Below are 24,684 nucleotides of genomic sequence, written 5' to 3'. Positions count from 1 at the left end.
GACCAGATGGAAGATAGCTATAGCGTCGTATTCACCTGCGAAATACAACCTGACGCAGAAACATCCGAAGTAATAAAAAACATAGCAAATCTCTTTAAAACAACCGAAGAAAAAGCAAAAGCCTTGCTCTCTTCCAGAAAGCAAAGAGTATTAAAAAAGAATCTCAGCTATGACATGGCTTTACAATATAAAAAGAAGTTGACCGAAGCAGGTCTGCAGATAGAAATACGGGACGAAACACTTAAAAGCCCCCCCTTATCTCCAAAACCTGACTCGCACCAGAAAAAGACAGCAACTCCCCTTCATCCTCCTGCCGCAGCTTCCGCTCAGATGGAAAAAAATGTTACCCAAAGCTCCCGGGCATCAGGAAAGAACTCTTCTCCAACTCCTCCAGATACAGATAGCAACAAGACTGAAAATCAAAATGTTTACGCCCCACCACAAGCCAATCTGATTGACAAAAATCTGAATTCAGAAACAGACAGCCTTTTACACGACCTCAAATACCGAAGCACCTGGTCATTATTATTATTAACAGTTGTAACGCTCGGAGTGTACAGCGCCCATTATGTAAGACGTCAGTCTATGGTTATCAACACTTACCTTGGCGAAGATGAGCAAATATCACCTGTATTTTACAACATCATATTAGTGAGTTCGTATATTTTGCTCATACTCATCCTCTTATATGTTTCTGTGCTTCAGAATGACAGCCTGGACCTGGCTAGTGACATATGTAGTAGAGGCTCGAATATTTTACTGTTAATATGGGCATTCATGGCAAGAAAAAAAATGAATTCTCTTCTTTCTGCTGTTAAAGGAGGGGATTACTGGTTCCATGGTTTTTGGACTTTCTTCTTCCAACATCTATATTTCAACTATAAAATCAATAAAATAACAGCCTCACAGAATTCTTCAAGCCAGGAAAGTATCTGAAAAAGACTTTTTGTATCAGGCCAAGGTATTCCCGAAAACACAGGCACGTGTTGCCGTAGACACCATGCGGCAACACGTGCCTGCAGCATTAGAATGCTCCTTATACCACAGTACAGAGGGTAACTACTCACATGAGTACAAGGGAACAATTAATCCATCTTCGTCACCGCCTCCATGCATTGGCATGCATTTCCGGCCAGGAGGCAAATACCCGCGATGCGTTGCTTGATTTCTTTCAACCATTCAACACATGCTTCCGCACCATACCTGTTGGCAACTCAGGCATGGCCCTCATCTTTTCCGGAAAAGAACCTGGCCCCACGCTATTGCTCCGTTGTGAACTGGATGCAGTTCCTGTTGCGGAAACGTTGCCTCTCGAATATGCATCAATAACCCAAGGAGTTTCCCACAAATGCGGGCATGATGGTCATATGGCGATCATGGCAGGTGTGGGTACTGCTCTGGCGGAAAAACCATTATCACGGGGACGGGTTGTTGTACTGTTTCAACCTGCTGAAGAAACCGGAGAAGGAGCGCTGGCTGTGGTTAATGATCCTGCATTCTCAGCCATTATCCCTGATTATGCCTTTGCTTTCCATAATCTTCCAGGATATCCACAAGGGAGTATTATTGTGAGAGAGGGAATTTTCACCTCTGCCTCCCAAGGCATGAGCATAACACTGACAGGCAGTTCCGCCCACGCAGCACAACCGGAAACCGGCAACAGTCCGGCTCGGGCAATGTGTCAATGCATTCAACAGCTACCCCTCCTACCCCAGCAGCAAAGCCTGAGCAGCCAGACCTGCCTGAGTACTGTTGTTGGCGCACGCCTGGGAGAGAAAGCCTTTGGTACGGCTCCGGCGGTGGCCGAGGTCTTTCTGACGTTGCGCAGTGAAACCGACGCTGCCATGACACAACTTACCCAGGCAACAGAAGAGAAAATCCACAACATCGCAACGGCAGACAACCTCACATATCACATTGAATATAGTGATATCTTCACAAATACGGTCAATTCTGTAGATGCTGTGGAGATAATAAAAAGGTCAGTGGGTGAGGAGCAACTCATTGTCTCTGATAAACCGTTTCGCTGGTCAGAGGATTTTGGAAGAATCGCCGCAGCGTCCGGTAGTGCTGCCTTTTTTGGAATCGGCGCCGGCGAAGATTGTCCGGATCTGCATGACCAGCTCTACGATTTTCCTGATGCGTTGCTTCTCCCGGGACGCAACGTTGTTCTTCGTATAGTTGAGACAGTACTTGGCTACACAATGAAATAACCGTGACAGGGATACGGGAAGAAAGAGACCGACAGGGTTGAATATATTCTACGACTCGGTTTTCCTCAGCCACTCCATGTAACGCTGAACACCCTGTTCCACCGGCATAAAAGTTCCATCAAACCCGGCAGCTCGTAAACAGGTGATGTCTGCCTCTGTAAAGCTTTGATACCGTTTTTTAAGATGATCCGGAAAAGGAATATATTGGAGTTCACCAAAGCCGAAAAAGCTCGACACTGCACTGGCGACGGTATTAAAACTGGAGCTTTTTCCCGTACCGACATTAAATATACCAGAAACTGCCGGATGTTCCAGGAACCACAGAATGACCCTGACCACATCCTCCACATGGATAAAATCCCTCCGTTGTTCTCCAGCGGAATACCCGGCCGATCCCGAGAATAATTGCATAACCCCGTCTGCCAGCAACTGATTGCGTAAATGCAAAGCAACACTGGCCATACTGCCCTTATGTTGTTCGCGGGGACCATAGACATTGAAATAACGCAACCCCACTACCTGGCTGTCGTCACGCCTCATATTCTGACGGACATAACGATCAAAAAGGGTTTTTGAATACGCATATACATTTATTGGCTTTTCATACCTCTCATGCTCGACAAAAACCGTCCCGTTTCCATACACAGATGCACTGGAAGCATAAATAAAGGGGATATTTTCCCGACGCGCATAATGATACAGGAATTTTGAATACTCGTAATTCGTATCCATCACAAATTTACCATTCCACTCAGTAGTGGATGAACATGCGCCATTATGCACAATGGCCTCTATTTCCCCCTGAAATACACTTCCTCTTTCCAAAGAAGATTTCAAGACATCCTTATCCAGATAGTCATGGATAGATGCGTCCGCAATATTCGTGAATTTTGTTCCATCGGTAAAATCATCGACAACAACAATGTCTGTGATCCCTTTTGCATTCAAGGCATGTACCACATTGCTACCGATAAACCCCAATCCACCGGTTATAATAATCATAATGTAACTCCCAGGTTCATAATGTCACCCTGCAGCCTGCGGCCAGGCTGGCAATATGGCATGAGCCAGCTCCCTCACAACTGGATTTTCCGAATCCTCGGCACAGGATATATCTTGAAGGTGAGAAGAAACACGCCCCCCATCCAAGACAACCACTTTGTCGCAAAAACCGGCGACAATTCGAATGTCATGGGAAATAAAAAGATACGACACATGTGTTTGCCGTTGCAATTCACGCAGCAATGCCAGTATCTGTGCTTGAATCAGCATATCGAGACTGCTGACAGCTTCGTCAAGGACAATCAGTTTAGGCTCAATACTCAATGCCCTGGCAATACAGACGCGCTGTAACTGTCCTCCACTGAACTGATGCGCATATTTCCGTTTATCCTGAGGGTCAAGCCCAACCATTTGCAACAGTTGATCAATTTTCTTCTCTAACTCCCCAGTGGATAGGCGCTGGTTGTTGCGAATGGGTTCAGCTATAATATCAAAAACCTGCCATCGTGGATTTACTGACCCCTGGGCATTTTGAAAGACGACCTGCACTTCCCTTCGAAACCGGCGCCAGTCTGATCGCGAAAAATCCATCATATCCTTGTCCCGGTATCGTATATTCCCCCCATTGGGACGTTCCAATCCCAGAATCAAACGCCCCAGGGTACTTTTCCCTGCTCCGCTTCGTCCAATGACCCCGACACTGCACTGTTCCTCCACAGTCAACGACACATCGCTGAGTGCTTCAACGTTGTCTCTTTGTACAAACCATCCCCCCCGATGATACGTTTTATTCACGTTGGTCAATTCAAGCAACTTCATGAATGTACCTCCCCTGAAAGGTCTTGCCCATAAAGACTGAAGTGGGCTGATAACAATGCCTTGGTATACTCTTCACGGGGATGGGCAAAGAGCTTGGCTACCGGTGCCGACTCTATTACCCTGCCCTTGTGCATAACCAGTACATTATCAGCCAACCGGGCAATTACGCTTAAATCATGGGTGACCAGGAGTACGCCCATATTCTTTTCTTTTTTAAGACGATCAATGAGTCCCAGAATACGTGACTGGACAATGACATCCAAGTCCGTTGTCGGCTCATCGGCAATAAGTAATTCCACCTCAAGGAGCAACGCAAGACTCACCATAATCCTTTGGAGCATTCCCCCCGACAATTGAAAAGGATATGCAGCCAGAATTTCATCGGGCTGTTGGAAACCAAGTTCAGCAAGGGTCGATCGTATTCGGTTAATATTTTTTGCAACATCGAGCTTATGTGCACGCAGAGTTTCCTTGAGATGATAGCCAACGGTAAAAACAGGATCAAAACAGCTCACCGGGTTCTGCATAATCATAGCAGCCCTCTTGCCCCGTATACAGCAAAGTGGAGTCTTATCGCCTACCGTTCCTCGTATCAACTCCACCTCACCCTTGCTGCAATGCAGGTTTTTGGGCAACAGATCCATTACAGCAAGGCAGGTTAAAGATTTCCCACTGCCTGATGCACCGATCAGCCCTGTTGCCTTGCCCCGCATCACCTCCAAGCTGACGTCACTGACCAGAGCGCTGTTGGAAGGACTCTGATTTGCGAGAGAAATCTGCAGATCACGTATGGATAGAACAGATGCACAACTCATGAGTTTTGTTCCTTTATAACCGGGTCAAGTGCATCACGAAGTGCATCGCCCAGAATATTGAACGACATGACCGTAATAAATATCATACAACCGGGGTAGACAATGAGTCCCGGATCGGTCCAAAGAAATTGGCGGGCATCGCTAATCATCACCCCCCACTCCGGGGTGGGTGGCGTTACGCCAAGTCCTAAAAACGACAGTCCGGAAACATGCAGTATCATGTGACCGATATCCAGAGTAGCAAGAATCACCAATTGGGCAAACACCGGCGGGATGATGTGTTGAATAACAATTTTCATACGCGATGCCCCTCCGACCCTGGCGGCCAGAATATAGTCACGATTCTTAAATGACAGGACAAAACCCCTTATCATTCGTGCGTACCAGGCCCAATGGGTCAAAACAATCGCGATAATCACATTGGTCAATCCCGTACCCAGAATTCCAATCAGAAACATGGCTAAAATAAAGGTGGGAAATGTAAGGAAAACATCGCACATGCGCATGAGAAAGGCGTCAACTCGTCCACCGGCATACCCGGCAAGGCATCCCACACAAAATCCCATGACCAGAATACATACGATAATTGCAGCTACTGATCCAACCGATACCCGTGCTCCATAAATAAGCCTGGAAAAGGTATCCCGACCAAGGTGGTCCGTACCAAGCCAATGGTCTGAACTTGGTCCCTGGAGTTTCAGTTCCAATTGGACATTGTTGGGATCACACGGGGCAATTTTCGGGGCAAAAAAAGCGGCAACAAGAATTATGCAGGCAAGCAAGACAGCAAATCGTGAAAGAGGACGCTGTAATAACCGAGGAACAAAGTTCATCTGTTTCCCTCCCCGGCCAAACGAATACGCGGGTCAATAGCAGCATAGCATATATCGACCAGCAGATTGCACAGCACGAAAATGACCACCATAAGAAGGAGAAAACACTGCATTACCGGGTAATCCCTGTTGTAAATGGAAGACACGGCAAATCGGCCGACCCCTGGCCATGAAAAAATACTTTCAACGACCACGGCACCGCCAAGCAGTTCTCCGACGTGCATACCAATGGCTGTTATCACTGGAATCAGAGAATTCTTAAAAACATGTACCCCTATAACCGTCCGTTCACGTAAACCACGAGCACGTGCATACAACACACTGCGTGTATGAAGATTTTCCAGCATGCTCGCACGAATCAACCGAATATTGATGCTTATGGACATAAGGGCCAGACTGACTGCAGGCATTATCAGATGCGATATGCCACCACGTCCCATGGGAGGCAGCCAGTGGAGCCACACTGAAAAAACGGTCACCAAAAGAAATCCCATCCAGAAGTTGGGCATGGACACTCCAAAAAAAGCAAAGGCACGGGTCATATGATCTGGCCAGCAGTCTTTGTTCAAAGCCGACCACATTCCCAGCGGAATGCTGACCAGGAGCGTCAACAGCAACGAGACGCCGGCCAGCTCCAAGGTTGCCGGTAAATAGTACAAGATTTCAGCCAACACCGGACGATGTGTAACGTAGGAGAGACCGAAGTCAAGCCTGAGTGCCCTGCCTGCCCAGTCAAGATATTGGACAAGCAGAGGTTTGTTCAGCCCTAAAAATTCCCTTGCTGTGGCCAGTGCTTCATCCGTTGGCGGAATCTGGGAAAGGCGCAGATAGGAAAGAGCTGGATCATTGGGACCTAATCGAAGTATCAAAAACACCAATACTGAGACCGTAAACAATATTGGTATCAAGAGGAGCAGACGCCGAAAAATAAAGTGCAACATTGTACGTTATGTTCCTTCAGGTCAAATGCAATCTCATCGTTTCTTTTCTATCAGCTCAAACGGTATTTCCGCTTTAAGCTGCCCGTATTTCACTCCTTTGAGATCCTTTTTATGGACAATAACGCCACGGATGTAGGTGAGTGGCAGGTATACTGCCTGTTCATGCAAAGTGGTCAGGATATACCGGTACAACTCACGGCGCTGCCCCTCGTCGGTTGATAATAGGACTTCACTGATTTTGGCGTCGATTTTTTCCTTCATGGGCAAACCGAGCTGCGCCTGGTAATCGGCGTGGGAAGGTGCGCGCATACTGCTGCAAAAGGAATGCGGGTCATAGGGAGCACCCCAGGTTTCGTTGAACACCATTCCAAATTCTCCTGTTTTCTGGCGGTTGATATTGGAATCAGGCTCTTCGCCAATCATGTGAATTCGTATCCCAACTTTCCAAAGATCACCCTGAATGGCCTCAGCTACTGCTTTTTGTTGGGCATCGTTTCCAACGAAGCAAAAATCAATAACTAATTCCTTCCCATTTTTTGTTCTGATTTCACCAGGGGCATCCTGTTTCCACCCCGCCTCTGCCAGGAGTTTTTCTGCCAATGCCGGATCATAGGTAAAAGGAGTAAGTCCAAGGTCACAGTATGGGGTATCGGCCGGATATAAAGTATCTGCCTTTTCTTCGACACCGTAAAAGATGGCTTTAACCAGGGCAGCCTTATTAACGGCATGCTCGATAGCCAGGCGTACAGGCAGCTCGGCAGTGGGCCCGCGATTTGAGTTTATAGCAATTATCCTGCTTGCCAGGGGAGGTGAAATTTTGGTCACATAATCCGGCATCTTCGTGAAACGCTCAAAGGCATCGAAGCTGATTTGTCCACTACCATGACCTGCAGTCCCGTGGATAAGGTCTATTTCGTCGGTTTCCATGGCTATGGCACGTGCAACAGGATCAGAGATGACTTTAACCAGCAGCTTGGAAAACGCTGGCTTCTGCCCCCAGTATCGGTCATTGCGCTCAAACAGGTCATATTCCCCTTTGCGAGTTTCCATCAATTTCCAGGGGCCGGTGCCAACTGGTTGTATGATACCTTTAGCGGTATTTCCGTCCTCAGGCATAGCTGCCGGACTCATGAAACGAAGCGGCCTGATAAGGCAAAGTTCCTGGAGTGTAGGATAGTAGGCATGTTTCAGGGTCAAACGAAAGGTAAATTCATCCAGGGCTTCCACTTTGTCTATCTGGGCAACGAGTTCCAGCCATTTATGACGTGCTCTGTTAAGCAAAACCGCTTCGAAATTTTTCTTTACCGCTTCAGCATTGCAAGGTGTTCCATCTGTGAAAATGACATCTTCACGCAGGGTAAAGGTGTACACTTTGCCATCCTCTGAAATAGTCCAGGCTTTTGCAAGCCATGGCATGACCAGATTCCCTTCACCATATTTCACCAGCGGCTCATACACCATTGCCTGTGCAAACATTTGATTTGGCGAATACATATGAGGATTTAATTCCCCGACATTCGCTCCCCACGAATAAACAAGGGTATCGTCATCGTTCGCCATAGCCGGGGAAATACACGAGCAAAACAGAGTAGCCACAAGAGCCACAGCTATTACCTTAAAATTGAAACAGGTATGCATCTTCTATCCTTTTTGATAATCTGAACACTGAAAAGAATAACTCACAACCAGGTAACACGAAAAAAAAAATCGTGTTACCTGGCAGGCCTAATTATCCTGTCCAGAAAAAAACATCAAGCAATTTTGTTACGAATCATAAATTCGTATTACCAAAGGAAAGAAAAAAACGACCTAACTACTCATTGGGGGCTTAAGCGACTAAAACTTAGAACTTTTCTGCATTTATAACTGATCTCTTAACCTGAATACAATTCCTCATCGATGGACAGATACTAACCAAAAACTCTTTTGCGATGGAGGCCTTCCGTTGAACACCGAAACAACCAGTACGTATAAAGGAACTGTCATATATTTTTCCCATGGCGGGGGTCCCATGCCCATACTCGGTGAACCAAGTCACCAAGCCATGATTGCATTTATGGAACAACTCCCTCAACACATACCGAAACCTGAGGCAATTCTGGTTATCAGTGCTCACTGGGAAGAAGAAACAGCAACCATTCTCAGTGGTTCCCATCCTCCACTGCTCTATGACTACTATGGTTTTCCCGAGGAGGCTTACAGCCTTACCTATCCTGCACCTGGAAACCCGGGATTGGCAAAAAAAATCAGTGAACTACTCGAAGAACAAGGTCTTACCGCTCGTCCAGACACAGAACGAGGATTTGATCACGGGTTATTCATCCCCCTGAAAATGATGTATCCGCGAGCTGATATCCCTTCACTCCAGCTGTCCCTCGTCAAAGGACTTGATCCGGCAATACATCTGAAACTGGGCAAGGCTCTTCACCCTTTGCTTCAGCAAAATATTCTGGTTATCGGCTCTGGTTTTTCATTTCATAACATGAGGGAATTTCTATGGGATGGCTCCAATCCTGCAGATGAAGCCAATGATCAGTTTCAGGACTGGTTGGTGGAGACCTGCACAGCCGCTCTATCACCTGCGCAACGAGAGGAGCAATTGCTCCATTGGAGCCAGGCCCCTTCAGCCCGCTACTGTCACCCGCGAGAAGAACATCTGCTGCCATTGCATGTCTGCGTAGGTATGGCTGGATACAACTGCCAGGGAACTAAAATTTTTGATGATTATATTTTAGGAAAAAGGGCTGTAGCCTTCCAATGGCTGAGCTCTGTTGAAAAATAAGGCAGCAGCGTCGCTCTGAAAACAAAAAGGCTGCCCGCAGGCAGCCTTGATATATCTTTCCGATACAATAAGATCAGATTTTTTCCAATTGCTGATTGACCAGAGCGAGCATGGCTTCACGCTTAAACGGCTTCTCCAAGGTAGCAATGTCCCCAAGGTATCCGGCCATTGTAAGATAACGTTCAGCTTTAATGGCTCCGCCACCGGATATGGCTAAAATTTTGATAGCAGGATAATCGCGAACCAACTCCATGATGAATTTCAGCCCATCCTTGACGGGCATAATCATGTCGGTGATGATAAGATCAAAAGAATACTTGCCGACAAGGGCCATACCGTCTTCTCCATTCTCTGCGGTATGGACCTCATAGCCTTCCTGTTCCAGCATCTGTGTCAACATTGTACGAATTTGCTTTTCGTCGTCAACAACCAGTATTCGTTTCAAAGGACACTTCTCCGACTGTTGTTTTGATAATTATCCCATACCGCTCACCATATGTTCAATACTACATTTTGGTCTCTCACCAATCAACAGCTTTTTCGTTTTTCTCTATTTTTTTCTTCGGCATAGACGACCAAAGCCCCCTGGAATTGTTCCAGAAGCCCAGAACGCCCTTCCCTGCTTAAAGTCTACAAACCAGTATCCGCCAGGGCTTCTGACAGCATCAGCAAAAATAAATGGCTGGGCTGCGGAAAAACACGCATGTATATACTGATCCTTGCTGTTTTTCTCTCTCCGCATCAGTGATAACGCCTCCGCCAGCGTCGGTACCCGCCAGTCATCATACCCGGCAAAATGCTCACTATTCAACCGGGAAACCTCCTTGCGAAGGCCACGATTACTGGTGATGTCCACACCTTCGCGTTGCCACATCAGTCCGCTGCGTAAATCTGTCACTGTCAGATCATCTTCATTGTCTACGAGTTCTGCCTCATAGGTTCCATCAGGATTACGCTCATGATCCACCAGAGAATAACGTTTTACCAATGCCACTATATCTTCTTCGCTTAACTCTGCAGGCTCAGATGGCAGAACCACAGCGTCCATTCCTGCTTTATGGGTCTTTGCTGAAGGCAAGCCAGAGGCTTTTAAGGTTTCCTCTTTTTCATCAACCAGGGGTATAACCAGAGAGCTGTCATCACTCTCCACCACGTTTTTCAACAGCCATTGTTTCAGTTTGTCATTAATGGCATGGGTACGTTCAAACATGGCAACTTTTCCCTGTTGGGCAACACACTCACGAACCATTTCTTCCGGAGCTAAAATCTCCGCAACAACTCTGGCATGTTTAATACCTCGCTCCATCAGGCACAGCTTGGGGTCATCTTCCCACCCATCAATGAAAAAATAATAGGTTCGTTCGTTTTTACTGCGAATACGTTCAACTCCCCCCCAACTTTCAAACGTGCCAAAAGTATATTCCGGAGTCATCTCCCAATCAATGGTTGGAATGCCAGATATTTGTAATTTAGTAAAAAGTCCCATGTAGCCTCCATTTAGATGTACTAAAACAGCAAAGCGAGTACAATATGCATTTACGTGACGTTCAGTCCACTTCGCTGGCCAGAATACTGATTATGTACAAGCAGACACCTCGGTATACCTGCGGGCGAAGTCGTTCCCTCAATTTGATTATAATAATTATTATCAGGAGGTCAAGATGAAACAGCACTATGTGGTACACACAGGCACCCCCTTGCCTCTTGGATCTTCCATCACTCCCAATGGCGTCAACTTTGCCCTTTTTTCCCGCCATGCCAAATCTGTTACCCTTGTTCTCGAAACCGATGAGAAAGGGAAAACAGAGTTGCAGCAGATTCCATTGGACCCGGTACGTAATAAAACCGGTGATATCTGGCATGTCTGTATGCCAGACGTGCCTCTTCCCCTGTATTACGGTTACATTCTCGACGGTCCCTGGGATCCGGGTGGAAACGGACATGCCTACGACAAGACCAGGATACTCCTTGATCCCTATGCAAAAGAATTGCGCCCGGCTCAATGGGGGACCAGGAGAGATTGTTTCGGCAAACGCCCATGCTGCCACCTCCGCGTCGACCCGTACGACTGGGAAGGTGACCTGCATCCCAAGACCGAATTAAAAGACAGCATTATTTATGAAATGCATGTCCGCGGTTTCACCCGACATCAGTCGGCTGGAGTTTCCCATCCCGGCACATTTCGCGGGATCATGGAAAAAACCGAGTATCTTCAATCTCTTGGAATAACAGCTATTGAACTGATGCCTGTCACAGAGTTCAACGAGAATGAATCGCTCTTTGTCAACCCCAAGACAGGTAACCCCCTTAAAAATTACTGGGGGTATAACCCCGTGTCTTTCTTTGCTCCAAAATCGGGATACTGCTCAGAGCCTACTGATGCACTCAATGAATTCCGGGACATGGTAAAACATCTTCACAAGGCGGGTATCGAAGTTTTTCTTGATATTGTTTACAACCATACCGGTGAAGGCGGTATTGAAGGGCCGACGACAAGTTTTCGTGGCATTGACAATACCATCTACTATTTACTTGATCCCTGGACACGCGCCTATCTAAATTTTTCCGGCTGCGGTAATACCTGCAACTGCAATCATCCCATTGTACGTAACCTGATTATAGATGCTCTGCGCTGGTGGGTGGTGGAAATGCACGTCGATGGATTCCGCTTTGACCTGGCATCAATTCTTGGCAGGGATTCAAACGGCCATGTGCTGCCCAATCCGCCAATGGTGGAAGCTATAGCTGAGGATCCCGTACTTTCTGACGCAAAAATCATTGCCGAAGCCTGGGACGCCGCAGGGTTGTACCAGGTCGGCAGTTTCTCGACCCATCATCGATGGGCAGAGTGGAACGGACGATTCCGTGATGATGTCCGTATGTTCATGTGTTCAACCCAGGGCTCCATCCCTGCCCTGGCAACACGTATTGCCGGCAGTTCAGACCTGTACCAGCACAACGGCAGACGTCCCTGCAACTCTATCAATTTCATAACCAGCCACGACGGATTCACCCTGCATGACCTGGTAAGCTATAACCAGAAACATAACCTGGAAAACGGCGAAGACAACCGCGATGGAGATAACCACAACATCAGTTGGAATAGCGGCAAAGAAGGGAAAACCATCAGCAAATCCATTCTAGAAATGCGTTCCCGCAGGATACGTTCATTCCTCACTATCCTGTTCATTTCCCAGGGAGTACCCATGCTGGTTGCGGGAGATGAATTCGGCCGTACCCAGAAAGGCAACAACAACGCCTGGTGTCAAGACAACACAACCAGCTGGATCAACTGGAATTTATTGCTTAAAAACGCTCATCTGTTTACCTTTGTTCAATACCTTATTACACTACGCAAACAACATGAAGTCTTTCGGCGTGATGATTTCTTTGCCACGGCAAATCACGAAGAAGAACCGTTACATATGCAGGAAATCAGTTGGCATAGCCTGGTACCCGGCGAGCAGGATTGGTCACCGGAATGTTTGACCCTGGCTTTTCTCCTTACAGGTTCTCACTTTCCCGAGCCAGACGACGATTTTTATGTCATGCTGAACGGTGAGAGAGAAAAAGAAAAAACCTTCCTCATCCCGGCACCACCTGTTCGGCAGCAACAACGGATATGGAAAAAAATTATTGATACCTGCCAAACAGGCGCAGATGACGCTCTCCCTCCAGACCAGGCACAACCTGTCACTGCAGGAAAGAAAATATCGATATTACCCATGGGTTGTATTGTTTTACAGTCCAGCCCGTTAGCCCAGAAAAAAACAACCTGTTCCGGGAAACGCAGGTAAACACCTGTATCCCGGCCAAGGAGGTGAAATAGATGACCACAGTACTAATGCTTGGAGATTCACTCATAGAATGGGGCGACTGGAATACGCTGCTTCCTCGATACATGGTGATAAATCGTGGCATAGCTGGTGAAACAACAGAAGGTCTTGCCGGTCGTCTGCTGGACGAGCTCAACGACCAGGATGAACCAGATGTACTGTTGCTTCAATCCGGGACCAATAACCTGCTCATGGGGAACCCGCATTTTACGGCTATCTATTCCAGCCTGGTCCCAACCATTCGTTCGTTCTACCCACGCGCTCCAATTCTGATAAGCTCACTCATGCCCATGCCTGTGGTTGCAGAGCACGTACTGAAGAAAGTCAACCAGGAGCTGCGGGATGTTGCGGAGGCAACGGACAATTGTTACTTTATGGATGTTGTTCCTCCATTTCTTGAACAATGCCTGCCCATAACCCACCCTGGGTTTCTGGCTGACCAGGTGCATTTAAGCACCCGCGGCTACCAGGTATGGGCAGCAGAAATAGAACGACACCTGAATACAATTCTGCGGGTCCAGTAAGATACCGGCATGTATTCACGACCTGCTCAACATGCTTTAACTTTATGGAGTATTCCAATGCACACTATTATCCTTCGATTTATTACCCTCAGCTGCGCCTTTCTATTGTGCTCCAGTCTGCCCTTTGCCCTGGCAGATGACGCCCAAAAACCACCAGCCAACCATGCGGTGGTGGAAGATCAATCAATCTTGGGCACAGTTACGGAAACCATGAACAGTGGGGGATATACCTACCTCCTGGTAAACAGCGAATCACAGAATACCTGGGTAGCAATCCCTGAAACCACTGTAAGCGTCGGGCAGAAGGTTATCTGCCTCCCGGGGATGGAAATGATTGAGTTTACCTCAAAAACACTGAAACGTACTTTTGCCTCTATTATTTTTTCTCCAGGACTAGCTGAAAATACCGAAAAAACCATTGTAGTATCTTCTCCGCAGGAGAATAAAGCGACCTCAGGTGACACCAGGGAGGAAACCAAACAAGACAGTTTTGCAGCGGCTTTACAAGCTGAACAGAAACAGGCACAGAATCCCCATGGGATTGAGCTTGCAGATCAATCGGGAGGCAGCATGGGAGCAGTAGTACCCATGGCGGAAATACAGATTGAAAAAGCTGCCGACGACGCCAGCTACACCGTTGCTGAGTGCTTTGAGCAAGCAGCCAGTCTGGATGGTAAAAACATTGTTGTACGGGGCAAAGTCATGAAGGTTTCACCGAAGATCATGGGCCGCAACTGGGTACACATTCAAGATGGTACAGGCAACCCCATGAACAATAGTCATGACCTTGTGGTAACCACCCAGGATATGCCTGAACAAGACAGTATCATTACTGTCAGCGGCACCCTGCATGCAAACCGTGATTTCGGAGCCGGATACAAATACGCCGCCATTATCGAAAACGCCTCTATTCAATAATCATGGTTCCACAAAGATTTCACCCCAGTGATATAGGATTTGATTTTGATGGCGTAATCGCCGACATAGGAGAAGCCTTTATTCGCCTTGCCTGTGAAGAATATGATCATTGCGGTATCGCTCTGGAGCAAATTACCAGCTTTCATGTGGAACAATGCCTGGATATGCCGGAGGAAATTGTTGAAACCATTTTCCTGAAGATCCTCAAAGATTCATTGGCCACTGGCCTGATTCCAATGCCTGGTGCCGTCCCTGTACTTGAGGAAATGAGCCAAACCGCACCAGTGACAATCATCACGGCCCGCCCCATTGGTGATCCTGTGGCCAGGTGGATGCAGAATTACTTCTCAGAAGAAACTCATCAGCAAATACGTCTGGTGGCAATGGGTGATCACGACGACAAGGTACGACATATCAAGGAACTGAGCTTGACCTGTTTCATTGATGATCGTGTAGAAACCTGCCTGCAGTTGAGAGAGGCCGGCATCACCTCCTACCTTTTTGCGCAACCCTGGAACCGCAGTTGCACCTCCCTGCCGCGTATGAAGAGTTGGGAAGACATACGTTCCCTGTATTCCAAGACACTGTGAATATGTTCACCAGATAACCCGACAACCAAAAGCACAACTAAGGTACTCCCATGCAATGTTCATCCTGTGGAGCTGAAATAACAGTATACAGAAACCCTGTACCCACTGTTGATATCATCATAGAAATCAATGGAGGTATTGTACTCATTGAACGAAAAAATCCACCCCTGGGCTGGGCATTGCCAGGTGGTTTTGTTGACTACGGCGAATCCTATGAGAATGCTGCCCGCCGGGAAGCTGAAGAGGAAACCGGCCTGCAGGTGACATTGTCAACACAGTTTCATACCTATTCCAATCCGGAAAGGGATGAACGGCAACACAACACCTCAACTGTCTTTATCGGCCAGGCAGAGGGTAAACCTGTTGGTGCAGATGATGCTGCCGAGGCGCGTATCTTTCAGGAAGACAATCTGCCCGACTTGGTATTTGATCACAAGCAGATTCTGAGTGATTACTTTCGCTTCAAGAAAACAGGAAAACGTCCGGCCATATGACCTGGATTGCTCACGATCAGCCGGATATATATCCCCATAGCATAGGCAGCCCTAAGCTATGGGGAACAAGAGCTTTCTCCGACAGATTCCTAGAAAAGAGCCCGAAGCACAAAAAAGGTAGCAAGCCCCACACCTATGGAGCTGTACATCAATAGTCAGGGGATACAGTCACTTCCATATTTTCGCAGGGCGATGGTAAACGTGGTCAGGCCTGCGACAGTAGCTATCAACAAAATAACAAGTTCCTTCATTGCCCCTCCTGAATCTCCCACACAGGCACTCACTCACCGCTTACTGGATAACGCACCTGTTAACATACAATATTTCAGGGAACGACAGCAGAAAACCTGTTATCTTTTCAGTCTACAGTTATCCTCGAATTTTCGCTCCCTTCTGCTTACGGAGACGAATTGCTTTAGGGGTAATCTCTACCAGTTCGTCATCGTTAATATATGATATGCAGTCTTCCAGGCTCATGTCAACTGGGGGAGTGAGAATTACCGCATCATCTGAACCGGCAGCACGCACATTGGTGAGTTTTTTCCCTTTCGCAGGGTTAACAATGAGATCTGCCGGACGACAATGCTCACCTATGATCTGCCCCTGATACGTATCTACACCGGGACCAACAAACAAATGGCCACGGTCCTGCAGGTTAAACAGAGCATAAGCCACAGTGGTTGCGGGTTCTTTCACAATCATAACACCGTTGATACGATTCTGTATATCCCCTGCGTAGGGCCCCCATTCTGCAAACACATAACTCATGACACCCATTCCCCTGGTATCGGTGAGGAACTGGGAACGATATCCTAAAAGTCCACGTGTAGGCACTTTGAAGATCATACGGCTCATCTGGTTATTTACCTGCATATCCAGCAGCACGCCTTTAAGCTTGCCCAACTTTTCGATGACGATTCCCTGATACTGCTCATCCACATCAACAGTCAATTCTTCGTAGGGTTCCAGAGTCTTTCCGTTTTCCTCCCGCATGATAACGTGGGGTCTGGTGACCTGAAACTCATAGCCTTCTCGCCTCATTTTTTCAATGAGGATGGAAAGGTGCAATTCACCACGGCCTGCAACACGGTACCCCACCGCATCCTGCAATGGTTCAACCTGGAGAGCCACATCAGCAAGGGTTTCTCTGCCAAGTCGATCTTCAAGATGCCTGGAGGTTACATATTTTCCATCCAAGCCGGCAAACGGAGAATCATTTGGTATGAAATTCATGGAAATGGTTGGCGGGTCAATCTCAATCAACGGCAAAGGTTGTGGATCCTCGGGATTGGTAAAAGTGACTCCCACAGTAACATCTTCCATACCTGCCACGGCAATAATGTCCCCGGCAGAGGCCTTGTCCACAGGTACTTTTTGGTCACCTTCAAAGCTAAATATTTTGTTGATTCGAACAGGTTCAAGTGAACCATCACGGCGTGATACAACCAGGTTGGAACGTAGATCAAGACGTCCGTTTACAATCTTACCTATTCCCAGACGCCCCATGTACGGGGAATAATCGATGGTGTTAACCTGCAGCTGCAACGAAGCTTCTGGGTCTCCGGAAGGTGGTGGTACATGGTCTACGATCATTTGCGAAATCAGATCCATCCCTGTTCCAGGAACCACTTCCGCCTCCGGATCTTCAATGGCAAACCCTGCCTTGGCAGATGCATATACCACGGGAAAATCCAAAATCTCATCGGGTGCTTCCAGTCGATCCAACATGCCAAACACCTGATCTACAACCCAGTCACAGCGAGCCGCGGGTTTATCAATCTTATTGACCACTACCAACAGAGGCAATCCCACGGCCAATGCCTTTTTAACCACAAAAAAAGTCTGAGGCATGGGACCTTCCTGAGCATCGACTAACAAGACAGCTCCATCGGCCATACGCAACACCCGTTCAACCTGACCTCCAAAATCAGCATGGCCGGGGGTATCAATAATATTAATTTTATAGTCTTTGTAGATGTATGATCCGTTTTTAGAGGCAATGGTGATACCGCGTTCCCGCTCAAGATCCATGGAGTCCATCAGGCGTTCAGCCACATCCTGATTTTCGCGGAACATACCGCTGTGACGAAAAAGCTGATCCACCAGAGTGGTTTTACCGTGATCAACATGGGCAATTATAGCGACATTACGAATATTTTCTTGCTGCATATGGTCTCACCTCCGGAGGGAGGATTTTTTAAAGGTATCTAAAAAAATTCACTATTCTTGAAGAGGGAAAATCCATTGAGATGGTTCCATCTCGCATATCCTGTTTATCAGAAAGGCGGGTGGAAATCGGTTGAATTACAGTTCCCAGATATAAAGATAAAGGGATGCATTACCTCTTTTACGCAAAAGCGTTGACGCACATGATTTCGAATAAACACCTCTCTATGAAACATGGATGGCAGACATTCGATAATCATCTTGTAAAAAAAGCGCAGACTGTACAGCAAGAGAGGCAAAAAAACAAGGAGATTGCACACGGTCTCTTGACTTGCATCAGTCCCTGCCAGCCAGATTGCAGGTAATAACCACGCTCCACTGTACAGCCAGATACGCATCTAGCCGCAAACATATGTGTAATATTCAAAAGATAGTCTTTTTGAAAATCACATCAAAATACTATAACCATATACACCTGGCATATGCTTATAAAGAAGAAAAAAGCATTTTTCTGGCCTCTGCAGAGCGAACGAGAAGGGGAATTCCGGTATCCACATAATCTATCACTCTGGCCTTCTTACCCGGTGACGGCCGCATAACCCTGCCAACAACCTGCAGCAATCTGCCCTGGAATTTAATTGGAGTGGCCAGAACCAGGCTTGTCAGACCAGGACAATCAAACCCTTCACCAATCAGTTGAATGGTCGCCAGCAGCACCTGTATTTCCCCCTGCTGCACCTGGTCCACAATGGTACTGCGTTGCTCCTGCGATATCTGCCCGGTCAGAACGGCAGTTATGCATTGCCGCTCATGCAGCATGCTGGATATTTCTTCACACTGCTGAACACGATCGGACACAACCAGCACTATCCCATCCGGATCATTTTTGACCAGCCCGTCTACATCGTCGGCGATCTGAGTATTTCTTTCTTTGTCTTCTGCCAACGCTTTCATCAGTTTACTGTATTCACCGCGATACCTGTAATGAAAAGTGGTTTCTTTACAGATCAATTCAGGAATAACCACTGCCCCTGAAGCGGCCAGGACTTCATTGCTTACCTGATGCACCCTGTCGCCCATGTAGAGATAGATCAACCTGGTCATGCCGTCTTCCCGTCGAAACGCTGTAGCTGAAAGACCAAGCATATAGGTACAGTCAAAGGCAGAAACAACATCTGTGAACAGGCTTGCCGGTACCCTGTGGCACTCATCCACAATCAGCTGCCCAAAATGTCCGGGCAGCGTATCGAGATGTTTTCTAGCAGTATTGACAATAGCCACGGTTATCGGCTGCAGTTCAAATTTTCCACCACCGGCCTGGCCTGCCTCTGTTCCCAAAAAACAACGTATACGTTCTTTCCATTGGAACAAAAGTTCCTTGGAATGAACAAGAATAAGGGTAGGCTGTGAACGCCTGGATATAATATTCAGGGCCATGATTGTCTTCCCCGAGCCGGTCCCAGCCTCCAATACGCCAAAAGAATGCCGGCACACATCTTCTACCGCCAAAGCCTGGTAGGGCCGCAGGTCTCCTGAAAACGAAACAGCCAGAGGATCCAGACTCCGTCGATTATCAATTATCTGCGGCGTGCAGCCTGCATGCTTACGACACATGCGAACTGCGCCATTGCCAAAGCCGCGTGGAAAACAGAGTGCATCCTTCTGCTCGGAATAAAAATGCAAGGTAGGTTTCAGTGTTTTTCCGACCCAGCGACTATATCGTTTCGCATCCATATACTTGGGGTTATCTATGGTCAGATACGAACGGATGGAGTCAAGGACCGATGAAGGAGCCCCGGTCAGACAACACTGACGGTCAACTGTCAGGGTGATGGTGGGGTTAGTCATGGTGAGCGATATCTCTCTGAATGTTGACAAGCCCCGATATTACAAGTGGAATACAAAAGTCACATCAGGGTCAAACATGGTATACATCTTTTTTCAAGCAGCACAGCGTACAAAAAATAGCATAATAAAACAAGTAACATATTATAAGCACAATTACCGTCCGTACCTTGTTACCGACACTTGCGAACTTTACAAAAGAGTATACAATAGACGTATTGACTTTCAGGGGAGCGTTGACATTTCACAGGCTACAAGTATCAGCCAAACCTTTTAAGACTTCCCCCTGTGGTCGACTCTGGCATACTTTCACATGGGACTGATGACACTATTTCCCTTAACTGGTGTCTGTCCATAGATGAGTTTTTTTACTCAAGTTGAGGCAAGCGTATACTCCGAGGCATGCGATACAATTTTCCACAGACATAGAGTTGATATCGGAATCTACGTTTACCTAGAAGATAACATTTTGAGCATAACGCAAAAATTGTGTAAAAAAGCCATTTATGGACAGGCACTAACTCAACCTCTAACCTTATATTATCTGTCTATGACTTGTTCAATTTTCTTTCGCAGAACCTACAAACTGCTCGGATTATGCGTTCTGTTCACAGCTCTTAGCGCATTTTCGGCTCAGGCAGCCGCCCGTAACATCCATCTCCAGCTCCCGGCAGAAGCATTACTTGCTTCCATCCAGCAGGTTCTTCCTTTACCTCTGGCAACAGGCCAGAATGATCTGGACGGCGATATTATGCTCACGTCCCTTGATTCGCTCAGTATAGACGGCAATATCATACATTTTCGCGGCATGGTTCATGGCAACGACCTTGCAATGAACACACAAATCGCCGGTCAAAACATCCGTCTAAAACTTGGTGCGGTTCAGCTTCCCATAACCTGTGACCTGGCAACACGTCTTGATACCAAGAAACGTTTGCTCTATATCACGCCAACCTTCAAATCAGCTGCCCAAAATGACAATAGCCAGCAGACAGGCCTTGATCCCCTGTTGGGAAGCCTCAGTAACAAGGAATATTCCATTCCATTTGATAAATGGAACATTCTCAATTTACAGTTAGGCAATCAGCAGGTTCCCCTAGCCATGGATCCTGTACGTATTGCGGGTGTTAAAAACACTCTGATTGTAGAGATGCAGCCCCGTCCTGCAAAACACTGATCAGGAGGCTGTCCGGGAAAAAGCTTTTTACTCAGATCAAGGCATTTCAAAATACTAAGCGCAGCCCTATGTTTCATGTTGCGAGCATTATTTTTCTGAAATGCCATCGAGCTGAGGAAAAGGGCATTCTCACACAGTCAGTCTCCTGGGATTTTTTCCATCATATAAGGAGAATTACCATGCCAACAGACTGTCTATTTTGCAAAATTATCGCAGGTGACATTCCAGCTGAAAAACTCTACGAAGATGAAGATGTCCTCGCCTTTCGAGACATAGCTCCACAGGCTCCTGTCCATTTTCTGGTTGTGCCTAAAAAGCATATTTCAGGCCCCACCGATGTTGCGGAGGAGGATGAAAAGGTGATCGGAAAACTCATGCGTATTGGCAGCAAAGTCGCACAACAGGAGGGGATCGAACAGTTCCGAATTGTCTTTAACAATGGTGAGCAGGCGGGCCAGACAGTTTTTCATGTACATATGCACGTACTTGGCGGTCGCAGTATGCAGTGGCCTCCAGGCTGAAAGCTGAAAGCATGAAATATGCCGGGCGCAGAACATTTTTTCACGCTCTGCGCCCCAGACAGTGTACGACTCCGTATCTCACCTGCGTATGGCTGATTTCTCGCGACAGTTTGGTGGTGCGTGCAGCGCAACTGGCCTACACTGATCGCAAAAAGGAACTACACAAAAGAAAATTAACGACTATGCCAAAGGCCATGGGCATGAAAAATCAAGGCAGGTGCCGGGCCAGATACTTTTTCAACTCTTTTATGCTATATGGTTTTTCCATGGCATCCACGCAGCCGAATTCCAGATAACTTTGCATATCCGGATCAAAATTATCCCCACTGCAGATAATTATATTTGCTCCTGCATCAAGGCTGAGAATCTTCTCAGCAGTTTCCCTCCCTCCTAGCCCCTTGGGGACACGGGCGTCTACGATGACCAGCTTGTAGGGTCTTCCTTGTTCCATGGCCTTCTGAAACATGGCAACAGCCATTTTTCCATGTTCTGCGACACTGACTTCACAGCCAAGGGATGTCAGCATCCTTGCTGCCACTCTGCGAACGCCTTCATCATCATCCATCACCAGTACACAGGGTTTGCGCAACTCACTGTGCGGCTCGCCAGACTGTAGAGGTAAAGGGTCCGACTCTTCGTTGTTTTCCCCTTTTGTACTGCCCTCACCCTTCATGGTGCCATGGGCGGAAATACAGGGCTGGAGAGCATTTTTAATTGTTGTAACCAATTCTTCATAGGAATCCTCGACATAGCCTCCCCTGGCCTTTCGGCAAAGGAGCTGCGCTCTTTCCGCCCAATCAAATATTCCACACTGCAGAAGCATTCCTTTCAGGGCATGTGCTGTTTCACCAAGCTGCTTATAGTCTTTCTCTGACAAATCCTGCTCTGCCTGGGTTACTTTCGTTTGCATGTTGCGAATAAAAGTATCCAGGATAGTGTTGGCCTGCTGGAGGGAAAACGCATTGCTCTGCTGCAAAAAACTACGCATGTCTTCCAAGCAGATTTGACCAGGACGGAGTGAACCGCCTTCGGAAAGAGCCTGATGCTGTCTGTTTCTGGACGTTTGCGAGGCATATCCTCCGGTATGGATCGTAAAAGCGCTGAAAAGCTGATCGGGATGAAATGGCTTGGTCACATAATCATCCATGCCTGCTTCCAAGCACATCTCCATATCACCGCTCATGGCATGGGCGGTCATTGCGATAACCAATGTGTGCCGTCCCTGCAGCCTTTCCTGCAGATGGACAAGCAATTCAGGTTCAATGGAACCCTTGGGTATTTTTCCTTCTTCCACCGCCCTGATCAATCTGGTGGTGGCCAAGCCGTCCATAATAGGCATCTGCACATCCATAACCACCACATCGTAATTATCATGGCTCAACTTTTCTACAGCTTCCAGTCCATTGGCCGCCACCTCCACAGTATTATCCTTCTCCAAAACCATTTGGGCAAGTTCACGGTTGGCCTCATTATCATCAACAACCAGAATATGCAGACCACTCACTTTAGCCTGACCGGTGTATGAAAAACTTGCTTCCTCGGAGAGCTGCGAATCACCGCCCTCTTCCAGGCAAACAGTAAAGTGAAATGTGCTCCCCTGATCAGGCTGACTTTCAACCCATATCCGCCCCCCCATCATTTCCGCCAACTGTCGGCTGATAGTCAGCCCCAGGCCGGTTCCACCGAAGCGGCGCACATAGGACTTGTCTGCCTGTTCAAAGGTGTTGAAGATAATATCCAGCTTATCTTCTGCAATGCCGATCCCGCTGTCTTCAACAGCAAAATGCAGGACAAATTGCCCGCTTTTCTGCAACACTGCAGCTTTATTCACTTTTATCCGCACCATACCGCTATGGGTAAATTTGACAGCATTACCCACCAGATTCAATAAAATCTGGGTCAACCTGAGATCATCACCCAAATAGACATCAGCCATGTTGTCATCTTTCACATAACTGAGGTCAAGCCCCTTTTCCAAGGCAGACATTTCCATGGTGGAAACAACGGATTTCAGAACTTCTTCCAGCTTGAAAGGCTTATAGCTCAGTTGCATTTGCCCTGCTTCAATCTTGGAAAAATCCAGAATATCGTTGAGTATACCCAGTAGGCTATCTGCCGATGTTTTCACAGTTTGCAGAATTTTTTTCTGGCGTGCCGGCGGCTCGTCTTCCAACGCAAGGTGGGTCATACCGATAATGGCGTTCATCGGGGTGCGTATTTCGTGACTCATATTGGCGAGAAACGTGCTTTTAGCGCGGTTCGCTTCCTCTGCCATTTCCTTGGCGGCAAGCAAATCCTTGGTTCTCTCGTTCACCTGCTCTTCCAGATGTTCATCCCGCTGCTGTATCTGCTCAATCATCTTATTGAAGCCGCTTGCCAAGGCACCTAACTCATCATCATTGATAATGGGTGTCCTCGCTGCGTAGGATTTTTCCTTGCTGACCTTCTGCATGGTGGCAAGCAGGCTCAGGATAGGCTCAACTATAACGCGCAACAGGCCGGATGACAGCAGCATGGCCATCCCCATACCTATGGCTAACCCCATCCCCATGAGCAGAATAATTAACACCTGACTTTTATTAAGATTATCGAGACCGGCACGGAGATAAAGAAAACCGATGGGTTCATCTTCCAGTTCAATGGTTTTACCCACAGAGACATGATCAGAATGAAAGTGTACGCCCATGGCAAAGCTGGCTTCTTCTGTATCGTTTTCCGCGATGATCTTGCCTTGGGTTCCACTCCGCTCATAACTGGCAAGCAGAACTTTATTTTTGGAATAGACCTGCCCTTGAAGGATAGAAGGTTTGGCAACCAGTGAACGTAGAATTCCCTGCAGCGAAGCAGTATCCTTGAAAGCTACTCCTGCCTGGCAGTTTTCACTTATAACCCCGGACAGCGTCATAAGCTCTTCTGTAAATTGCCTGCGCAGCAGGTATCGCTGACCAGCAAGAAAGACAATAGCTGTGAACAAAAGAGCAACCAGGCAAGAGCCCAAAATGATAATATGCAGTTTTCCCTGTATAGAAAGTTGTCGGAACCACTTTTTCATGGCTGCCAAATAAATCCTATCTGATGAAATGGAAAAAAAGCGTTACATATCACCCCTTGCCCTGTACTCCTTTTCTGGTGAATTGAAACAGATAATGACCATATACCTACAATAACAGGATAGCACTCATAAAAAAAAGAACCAGTTAAAATCACT

21 protein-coding genes are annotated in these 24,684 nt (G+C 47.2%); 10 read left to right on the top strand and 11 right to left on the bottom strand.

What is annotated here, in order from left to right; genetic code table 11:
- Positions 1 to 6 precede the first annotated feature (6 nt).
- Complete coding sequence (locus G493_RS0105940; RefSeq protein WP_028579640.1) at positions 7 to 936, top strand: hypothetical protein; 930 nt, start codon at positions 7 to 9, stop codon at positions 934 to 936.
- A gap of 131 nt (positions 937 to 1,067) precedes the next feature.
- Positions 1,068 to 2,213, top strand: a complete 1,146-nt coding sequence (locus tag G493_RS0105935; protein ID WP_028579639.1) for an amidohydrolase — start codon at positions 1,068 to 1,070, stop codon at positions 2,211 to 2,213.
- A gap of 48 nt (positions 2,214 to 2,261) precedes the next feature.
- On the opposite strand, the gene rfaD is transcribed toward G493_RS0105935, so the two are convergent.
- From rfaD to nikA, 6 genes are read right to left on the bottom strand one after another with little or no spacing between them, the layout of a single operon-like run.
- Positions 2,262 to 3,215, bottom strand: a complete 954-nt coding sequence (gene rfaD / locus G493_RS0105930) for an ADP-glyceromanno-heptose 6-epimerase (RefSeq protein ID WP_028579638.1) — start codon at positions 3,213 to 3,215, stop codon at positions 2,262 to 2,264.
- 24 nt (positions 3,216 to 3,239) lie between these two features.
- Positions 3,240 to 4,034, bottom strand: a complete 795-nt coding sequence (locus G493_RS0105925; RefSeq protein ID WP_028579637.1) for an ABC transporter ATP-binding protein — start codon at positions 4,032 to 4,034, stop codon at positions 3,240 to 3,242.
- Positions 4,031 to 4,849, bottom strand: coding sequence for an ABC transporter ATP-binding protein (locus G493_RS0105920; protein ID WP_028579636.1), 819 nt, complete (start codon positions 4,847 to 4,849; stop codon positions 4,031 to 4,033). The genes G493_RS0105925 and G493_RS0105920 overlap by 4 nt, the downstream gene beginning before the upstream one ends.
- Positions 4,846 to 5,682, bottom strand: a complete 837-nt coding sequence (gene nikC / locus G493_RS0105915) for a nickel ABC transporter permease subunit NikC (RefSeq protein ID WP_028579635.1) — start codon at positions 5,680 to 5,682, stop codon at positions 4,846 to 4,848. The genes G493_RS0105920 and nikC overlap by 4 nt, the downstream gene beginning before the upstream one ends.
- Positions 5,679 to 6,623 carry a nickel ABC transporter permease subunit NikB gene (gene nikB / locus G493_RS0105910; RefSeq protein ID WP_028579634.1) on the bottom strand — a complete coding sequence of 315 codons (945 nt, stop codon included), beginning with the start codon at positions 6,621 to 6,623 and terminating at the stop codon, positions 5,679 to 5,681. Before nikB ends, nikC begins: the two co-directional genes overlap by 4 nt.
- Positions 6,624 to 6,656: 33 nt before the next feature.
- Entirely contained in the window at positions 6,657 to 8,261 is a 1,605-nt protein-coding gene (nikA, locus tag G493_RS0105905; protein WP_028579633.1) for a nickel ABC transporter substrate-binding protein, read from the bottom strand.
- Between the two features lie 307 nt (positions 8,262 to 8,568).
- Between nikA and G493_RS0105900 the strand changes: the two genes are divergently transcribed.
- Positions 8,569 to 9,405 (top strand): DODA-type extradiol aromatic ring-opening family dioxygenase, encoded by an 837-nt coding sequence (locus G493_RS0105900; protein ID WP_028579632.1) that lies wholly within the window; start codon positions 8,569 to 8,571, stop codon positions 9,403 to 9,405.
- Positions 9,406 to 9,478: 73 nt separating this feature from the next.
- Here the strand turns inward: G493_RS0105900 and G493_RS0105895 are convergent, their stop codons facing one another.
- Positions 9,479 to 9,850, bottom strand: a complete 372-nt coding sequence (locus G493_RS0105895) for a response regulator (RefSeq protein ID WP_028579631.1) — start codon at positions 9,848 to 9,850, stop codon at positions 9,479 to 9,481.
- A gap of 105 nt (positions 9,851 to 9,955) precedes the next feature.
- Complete coding sequence (locus G493_RS0105890; RefSeq protein WP_028579630.1) at positions 9,956 to 10,891, bottom strand: Lcl C-terminal domain-containing protein; 936 nt, start codon at positions 10,889 to 10,891, stop codon at positions 9,956 to 9,958.
- Between the two features lie 175 nt (positions 10,892 to 11,066).
- Here G493_RS0105890 and glgX point away from each other — a divergent pair, with 175 nt between their 5' ends.
- The 5 genes from glgX to G493_RS0105865 are packed head-to-tail and all read left to right on the top strand — an operon-like array spanning position 11,067 to position 15,767.
- Entirely contained in the window at positions 11,067 to 13,202 is a 2,136-nt protein-coding gene (glgX, locus tag G493_RS28020; RefSeq protein ID WP_051309050.1) for a glycogen debranching protein GlgX, read from the top strand.
- A gap of 32 nt (positions 13,203 to 13,234) precedes the next feature.
- Complete coding sequence (locus tag G493_RS0105880) at positions 13,235 to 13,765, top strand: GDSL-type esterase/lipase family protein (protein ID WP_028579629.1); 531 nt, start codon at positions 13,235 to 13,237, stop codon at positions 13,763 to 13,765.
- 57 nt (positions 13,766 to 13,822) lie between these two features.
- Positions 13,823 to 14,683, top strand: coding sequence for a hypothetical protein (locus tag G493_RS0105875; protein ID WP_035273790.1), 861 nt, complete (start codon positions 13,823 to 13,825; stop codon positions 14,681 to 14,683).
- Positions 14,684 to 14,685: 2 nt separating this feature from the next.
- On the top strand, positions 14,686 to 15,273 hold the full coding sequence (locus tag G493_RS0105870) for a 5' nucleotidase, NT5C type (protein WP_028579627.1): 588 nt from the start codon (positions 14,686 to 14,688) through the stop codon (positions 15,271 to 15,273).
- Between the two features lie 50 nt (positions 15,274 to 15,323).
- Positions 15,324 to 15,767 (top strand): NUDIX domain-containing protein, encoded by a 444-nt coding sequence (locus G493_RS0105865; protein ID WP_051309049.1) that lies wholly within the window; start codon positions 15,324 to 15,326, stop codon positions 15,765 to 15,767.
- A gap of 369 nt (positions 15,768 to 16,136) precedes the next feature.
- On the opposite strand, the gene typA is transcribed toward G493_RS0105865, so the two are convergent.
- On the bottom strand, positions 16,137 to 17,936 hold the full coding sequence (gene typA / locus G493_RS0105850; protein WP_028579625.1) for a translational GTPase TypA: 1,800 nt from the start codon (positions 17,934 to 17,936) through the stop codon (positions 16,137 to 16,139).
- A gap of 483 nt (positions 17,937 to 18,419) precedes the next feature.
- A complete protein-coding gene (locus tag G493_RS0105845; RefSeq protein WP_028579624.1) occupies positions 18,420 to 19,781 on the bottom strand; it encodes a DEAD/DEAH box helicase in 1,362 nt (453 codons plus the stop codon).
- A gap of 547 nt (positions 19,782 to 20,328) precedes the next feature.
- On the opposite strand from G493_RS0105845, the gene G493_RS0105835 reads away from it, so the two are divergent.
- Together G493_RS0105835 and G493_RS0105830 are read left to right on the top strand one after the other, a co-directional pair.
- Entirely contained in the window at positions 20,329 to 20,955 is a 627-nt protein-coding gene (locus tag G493_RS0105835) for a hypothetical protein (RefSeq protein ID WP_153306441.1), read from the top strand.
- Between the two features lie 179 nt (positions 20,956 to 21,134).
- A complete protein-coding gene (locus tag G493_RS0105830; RefSeq protein WP_028579621.1) occupies positions 21,135 to 21,476 on the top strand; it encodes a histidine triad nucleotide-binding protein in 342 nt (113 codons plus the stop codon).
- 208 nt (positions 21,477 to 21,684) lie between these two features.
- Here G493_RS0105830 and G493_RS31850 read toward each other — a convergent pair whose 3' ends face one another.
- Positions 21,685 to 24,528 carry a response regulator gene (locus G493_RS31850; RefSeq protein ID WP_051309048.1) on the bottom strand — a complete coding sequence of 948 codons (2,844 nt, stop codon included), beginning with the start codon at positions 24,526 to 24,528 and terminating at the stop codon, positions 21,685 to 21,687.
- Positions 24,529 to 24,684 lie beyond the last annotated feature (156 nt).

It is taken from the genome of Desulfogranum japonicum DSM 18378 (genome assembly GCF_000429945.1).
Classification (GTDB): Bacteria; Desulfobacterota; Desulfobulbia; order Desulfobulbales; family Desulfobulbaceae; genus Desulfogranum; species Desulfogranum japonicum.
Note: the sequence above shows the minus strand (reverse complement) of the source record. Positions and strands in the feature narration are given on the sequence as shown.

What these genes read in the sequence shown, in the direction of transcription:
- G493_RS0105940 (WP_028579640.1), top strand. Translation starts at nt 7, where the DNA reads ATGGAAGATAGCTATAGCGTCGTATTCACCTGCGAAATACAACCTGAC.
- G493_RS0105935 (WP_028579639.1), top strand. Translation starts at nt 1,068, where the DNA reads ATGAGTACAAGGGAACAATTAATCCATCTTCGTCACCGCCTCCATGCA.
- rfaD (WP_028579638.1), bottom strand. Translation starts at nt 3,215, where the DNA reads ATGATTATTATAACCGGTGGATTGGGGTTTATCGGTAGCAATGTGGTA.
- G493_RS0105925 (WP_028579637.1), bottom strand. Translation starts at nt 4,034, where the DNA reads ATGAAGTTGCTTGAATTGACCAACGTGAATAAAACGTATCATCGGGGG.
- G493_RS0105920 (WP_028579636.1), bottom strand. Translation starts at nt 4,849, where the DNA reads ATGAGTTGTGCATCTGTTCTATCCATACGTGATCTGCAGATTTCTCTC.
- nikC (WP_028579635.1), bottom strand. Translation starts at nt 5,682, where the DNA reads ATGAACTTTGTTCCTCGGTTATTACAGCGTCCTCTTTCACGATTTGCT.
- nikB (WP_028579634.1), bottom strand. Translation starts at nt 6,623, where the DNA reads ATGTTGCACTTTATTTTTCGGCGTCTGCTCCTCTTGATACCAATATTG.
- nikA (WP_028579633.1), bottom strand. Translation starts at nt 8,261, where the DNA reads ATGCATACCTGTTTCAATTTTAAGGTAATAGCTGTGGCTCTTGTGGCT.
- G493_RS0105890 (WP_028579630.1), bottom strand. Translation starts at nt 10,891, where the DNA reads ATGGGACTTTTTACTAAATTACAAATATCTGGCATTCCAACCATTGAT.
- glgX (WP_051309050.1), top strand. Translation starts at nt 11,067, where the DNA reads ATGAAACAGCACTATGTGGTACACACAGGCACCCCCTTGCCTCTTGGA.
- G493_RS0105880 (WP_028579629.1), top strand. Translation starts at nt 13,235, where the DNA reads ATGACCACAGTACTAATGCTTGGAGATTCACTCATAGAATGGGGCGAC.
- G493_RS0105875 (WP_035273790.1), top strand. Translation starts at nt 13,823, where the DNA reads ATGCACACTATTATCCTTCGATTTATTACCCTCAGCTGCGCCTTTCTA.
- G493_RS0105870 (WP_028579627.1), top strand. Translation starts at nt 14,686, where the DNA reads ATGGTTCCACAAAGATTTCACCCCAGTGATATAGGATTTGATTTTGAT.
- G493_RS0105865 (WP_051309049.1), top strand. Translation starts at nt 15,324, where the DNA reads ATGCAATGTTCATCCTGTGGAGCTGAAATAACAGTATACAGAAACCCT.
- typA (WP_028579625.1), bottom strand. Translation starts at nt 17,936, where the DNA reads ATGCAGCAAGAAAATATTCGTAATGTCGCTATAATTGCCCATGTTGAT.
- G493_RS0105845 (WP_028579624.1), bottom strand. Translation starts at nt 19,781, where the DNA reads ATGACTAACCCCACCATCACCCTGACAGTTGACCGTCAGTGTTGTCTG.
- G493_RS0105835 (WP_153306441.1), top strand. Translation starts at nt 20,329, where the DNA reads ATGACTTGTTCAATTTTCTTTCGCAGAACCTACAAACTGCTCGGATTA.
- G493_RS0105830 (WP_028579621.1), top strand. Translation starts at nt 21,135, where the DNA reads ATGCCAACAGACTGTCTATTTTGCAAAATTATCGCAGGTGACATTCCA.
- G493_RS31850 (WP_051309048.1), bottom strand. Translation starts at nt 24,528, where the DNA reads ATGAAAAAGTGGTTCCGACAACTTTCTATACAGGGAAAACTGCATATT.